At 40.2% G+C, this 4,984-nt stretch carries 3 protein-coding genes; all 3 read left to right on the top strand.

The window, feature by feature from the left end; genetic code table 11:
• Nucleotides 1-105 precede the first annotated feature (105 nt).
• From GQR46_RS15895 to GQR46_RS15885, 3 genes are read left to right on the top strand one after another with little or no spacing between them, the layout of a single operon-like run.
• Complete coding sequence (locus GQR46_RS15895) at nucleotides 106-1,851, top strand: HAD-IIB family hydrolase (RefSeq protein ID WP_165741446.1); 1,746 nt, start codon at nucleotides 106-108, stop codon at nucleotides 1,849-1,851.
• Entirely contained in the window at nucleotides 1,844-3,064 is a 1,221-nt protein-coding gene (locus tag GQR46_RS15890; protein ID WP_002958673.1) for a glycosyl transferase, read from the top strand. Before GQR46_RS15895 ends, GQR46_RS15890 begins: the two co-directional genes overlap by 8 nt.
• A gap of 55 nt (nucleotides 3,065-3,119) precedes the next feature.
• Nucleotides 3,120-4,898 (top strand): sugar phosphorylase, encoded by a 1,779-nt coding sequence (locus tag GQR46_RS15885; RefSeq protein WP_165741444.1) that lies wholly within the window; start codon nucleotides 3,120-3,122, stop codon nucleotides 4,896-4,898.
• Nucleotides 4,899-4,984: the final 86 nt, after the last annotated feature.

Genomic DNA, 4,984 nt, shown 5'->3' with positions numbered 1-4,984 from the left:
ATTTATAATGCGCTATTTTTTTAACCTATTAATAAATATATAAAAATAATAATGGTCTAGTATCTGCATTTAACTCCCAGACGCATTGTATGCAAAGGAGTAACTATGTCAGAGGCCAATATTGTGGATATAACCCCGTTTTTAGCAAAACACCAACTGCCTTTAAAGTATCAATATTTGAGTGAGCAATATTTTGTTCCACTTGCGCATGACATCCTCGAATCTAAAAAAACAAATACTCCTATTTTTGTTGCCATAAATGGATGCCAAGGCTCAGGAAAAACAACACTCGCTGATTTTTTAGTTACCTGGTTTTCTAAAAACACACCGCTTAACAGTGTTGCATTGTCGATTGATGACTTTTATTTAGCAAAACAAGCACGTACTGAGCTTGCCAAAGATGTACATCCTCTTTTTACTACTCGCGGAGTACCGGGCACTCACGACGTAGCTTTAATGAATAGCACAATAACTAATTTACTGGCAGGAGAGGTAAACGTACCGCTTCCACGTTTTAATAAACACGAAGACGACTGCGTGCCAGCAAGTGATTGGCTAACAAACGAAAAGCCAGTTGATATTGTTATTTTAGAAGGGTGGTGTGTAGGCAGTGAGCCACAACCGCTGTTTTCATTGAGTGAGCCGCTTAACGAGTTAGAGCAACAATTTGATAAAGAGGGCGTTTGGCGCCGCTGTATAAATAGCTGTTTGGCAAACGAATACAAAGCCGTTTTTAACCTAATTGATTATACCGTTATGCTAAAAGCACCGAGTTTTAGTGATGTTTTTACATGGCGGCAAGAGCAAGAACAAAAGCTAATAGCCAAAAAAGGTGAAGGCTCAGGCACCATGACTAACGAGCAATTGGTGTATTTTATTTCTCATTTTGAGCGCATTACGCGTGAGAACTTAAACACACTGAGTGCTAAAGCAAACGCTTTAATTGAACTTGATAGCAATCGCGATATTAGCGGTATGCACCTAACAAGTGATGACACCCTTCAACCTATTATTTTTACAGATTTGGACGGTACATTACTCGATCACGCCGATTACAATACAAATAATATCAGTGAGTTATTACAGCAGCTGCAAAATGCGCATATTCCTGTGGTGTTTAATACCAGCAAAACTTTTTGCGAAGTTATAGAGCTTAAAAACGATTTAAATATTCAACAGCCTTTTATTGTTGAAAACGGTGCAGCGGTATTTATTCCAGAAGACTATTTTGAATTAAAGCCAATTGGTTGTAAAAAAGTAGGCGCGTACTGGTGTTATGCAATGGCAAAGCCGTTATCGAGTTTATTAAAGGACTTAAATACTTTAAAGGCGGATTACAAAGCGCATTACAAATTGTTTAGTGACTTATCGAGTGAGCAAATATCAGAGCTTACTGGTCTTAGCGATGCACAAGCAAGACGCGCACAAACTCGCGATTATTCAGACCCTCTTTATTGGTATGGCAACGACGAATTACTCACAGCCTTTGTAAACGATGTTGAAGCACTCGGCTACGATATAAAAATTGGTGGGCGCTTCATTCATATTGCCAAAAATACCGATAAAAGCGCTGCACAGCAGTGGTTAGTTAAACAGTTTACCCATCATTTCAGAAAGCCTCTCACGGTCATTGCACTTGGTGATAGCGATAACGATAAGCAAATGTTAGAGCATGCAAATATCGCCATTATTATCGCTAATCCGGCGAGTAAAAAACCGGTTAAATTGTCGCACAATAAAGCACGATACTCTCAATCGCCAGCACCGCTGGGCTGGATTGAAGAAATAACATCGTTGCCGTGCATTAGCATTATTTTAAGTATTTCTGAGGAGCAAACATCTCATGGCTGATTTTTATCAAAATGGCATTATTACAACATTACATAATATTGCCGACAGACCAATAGAAGATCTAGAAAAAGAGCTACTTACTTTTAGCAAGCAGCGCCCAATGGGATTAATACTTCCTTCGTTATTTAGTGAACTTGAAGGCCCTGCGCTGCAAAATATAGTTAGCGAGTTGCGTGAAGTACCGTATTTGTCACAAATTACTATAGGCTTAGATAGAGCCGACGAAGCACAGTACCGCCATGCACTTGGTTTTTTTAAAGAGCTAAACCAAAACCACAAAGTATTATGGAACGACGGCCCACGCTTACAAGCACTTGATAAAGAATTACAAGAGCTAGGCGTTGCACCGCGTGAGCTTGGTAAAGGCCGTAACGTGTGGTACTGCATGGGCTATAAATTAGCAACAGCAGAGGTGGAATCTATTGCGCTGCATGATTGTGATATTTTAACCTACGACAGAAGCTTACTTGCTCGCTTAATTTACCCCGTTGCGCATCCGCGTTTTAACTATGAATTTTGTAAAGGGTTTTACCCGCGTACTGCGAATGGCAAAATTAATGGCCGTGTATCGCGCTTATTAGTAACGCCTTTGCTTCGCTCCTTTAAAACAATTTTAGGCAATACCGACTACCTTGAATATATGGACTCTTTTAGGTACCCACTTGCAGGTGAGTTTTCGTTTAGACGCGATGTTTTAAACGATATTCGCATTCCAAGTGACTGGGGCCTTGAAATAGGCGTACTGAGTGAAATGTATCGTAATTACTCCCATAACCGCTTATGCCAAGTAGATATTGCAGATAATTACGATCATAAGCACCAAGAACTTTCACTTGATGACCAAAGTGCAGGTTTGTCTAAAATGTCGATTGATATTACTAAGGCATTGTTTAGAAAGCTGGCAACTCAAGGTGTCACTTTTACCAGCGAAACAATTCGCTCACTAAAAGCAACGTACTACCGTATCGGTCTAGATTTTATTGAAACCTATCACAACGATGCGTTAATGAACGGGCTAACGCTTGATGTACACCAAGAAGAAAAAGCAGTAGAAATGTTTGCACAAAATATTATGGAAGCAGGCCAACACTTTTTAGAAAACCCAATGGAAGCGCCATTTGTACCAAGTTGGAACCGTGTTGTATCAGCAATGCCAGACGTACTTGAGCGCTTAAAAGAAGCCGTAGAACTAGATAACGAAGAATATAGTTAACCTGTACGCAGGTTAACTAGCCTATAAGTCTAAATAATAAATATTAGGGGCGCATGTGATTTCAGTTAGCGAATTATTTTTACAACGAGTAGAGCAACATCTTCATATTATTTATGAGGGTGTTGAGCTGCCTTTATCGGTTACTGAGCTTGCTCAGCAACTCATTAAAATTATATTAGGTAGCAATGCACTGCGCGACCCGACACCCCATACAAACCGATGGGATGAACAAGATATAGTATTGATTGCTTATGGCGATTCTATTATTAAACACGATGATAGTGAATTTGCCGTATCGAGCCCAATGGAGGCACCGCTTAAAACACTACACCGGTTTATAAAAGAGCAATGTGATATGCAGTTAAATGCGCTGCATATATTGCCATTTTACCCGTATAGCTCAGATGAAGGCTTTGCCGTAATGAACTACGTGCAAGTGAATGAGTCGTTAGGTGATTGGGGAGATATTCAAAACATCGCTAAAGACGTAAAGTTAATGGCAGATTTAGTTATTAACCATTGCTCAAGCAGAAGCGTATGGTTTGAGAACTTTTTAAACGATTTACACCCTGGTAAAGACTACTTTAAAACAGCCAGCTTAACGGATGATTTAAGCCAAGTTGTACGCCCGCGAACCTCATCGTTATTAAATACTGTAACAACGCCAAGCGGTGAAAAGCACGTATGGTGTACGTTTAGTCACGATCAGGTTGATTTTGACTTTGGCAATCCTGATGTACTTAAAGAGTTTGTGGGAATAATTAGGCATTATTTAGACAATGGCGTACGTTTATTTAGACTCGATGCGGTTGCATTTTTGTGGAAACAGCTTAATACAAGTTGTATTAACTTGCCGCAAACACATGAAGCCGTAAGGCTCATGCGAACGCTTATTGAGCACGCAGAGCCCAGCGTAGTTATAATTACCGAAACCAATATTCCAAACCAAGAAAACCTATCGTACTTTGGTAACGCTAACGAAGCGCACAGTATTTATAACTTTGCATTGCCGCCATTGTTGCTACACACATTACTTAGCGGCGATAGCACAGCAATTAAACATTGGATGATGAGTATGCCGCCTGCGCAAAATGGTACTGCATACTTTAACTTTATAGCCTCGCACGATGGAATAGGACTCAGACCAATTGAAGGTTTACTACAACCTAGCGAAGTGGCCTCATTAGTAAGTACCACTATGCAATTTGGTGGTCGGGTATCTATGCGTACCAGTAACGATGGTACACATACACCGTATGAGCTAAACATTGCTTTATTTGATGCACTGCAAGGAACGCACAATGGCCCAGATAAGTTTGGCCTTGAGCGGTTTATGTGTGCCCACGCGATTATGTTTGCACTTGAAGGCATACCAGGGCTTTATATTCATAGTTTGTTGGGTACAACTAACGACTATGACCGATTTGAAAATTCACAGCATAACCGCGCTATAAACCGCCATCGCTGGCAAGAGTCAAAGCTATTAGCGGCCATTGGCGAAAAGTATAGCCATCATCATAAAGTGTTTAACGGCATAAAAAGCTTATTGGCAGTACGTAAAAAACAGGGGGCTTTTCATCCTAACGCTACTCAGTTTACGCTGCATTTAGCAGGTGGGTTGTTTGGTTTTTGGAGACAAAGCATTGACAGGCGCCAAAGTATATTTTGTGTTTATAACATTAGCGATAAACCACAAACACTCACATTGGCCGACTTAAACTTAATTAACACCCAAAAGTGGTTTGATTTGGTGGCAAATAAAACGATTGAAGAAAGCCAATTAACGATAGAGCTAGAACCATACCAAAGCGTGTGGCTGAGTAATATTAAATAAGACCTATTAAAAAGGCTCGCACTGCGAGCCTTTGTTTTAACTAGGGCGTGTTGATCTTTGTGGATTGAAATTTGTTCAATCTAGGG

The sequence above is a fragment of the Pseudoalteromonas sp. Z1A6 genome, assembly GCF_011378745.1.
Lineage (GTDB): Bacteria > Pseudomonadota > Gammaproteobacteria > Enterobacterales > Alteromonadaceae > Pseudoalteromonas > Pseudoalteromonas arctica.
The sequence above is the reverse complement of the archived record's forward strand: the minus strand, read 5'-3'. Positions and strand labels throughout refer to the sequence as shown.

Coding starts and splice junctions, on each gene's coding strand:
- GQR46_RS15895 (WP_165741446.1), top strand. CDS start 106: ATGTCAGAGGCCAATATTGTGGATATAACCCCGTTTTTAGCAAAACAC.
- GQR46_RS15890 (WP_002958673.1), top strand. CDS start 1,844: ATGGCTGATTTTTATCAAAATGGCATTATTACAACATTACATAATATT.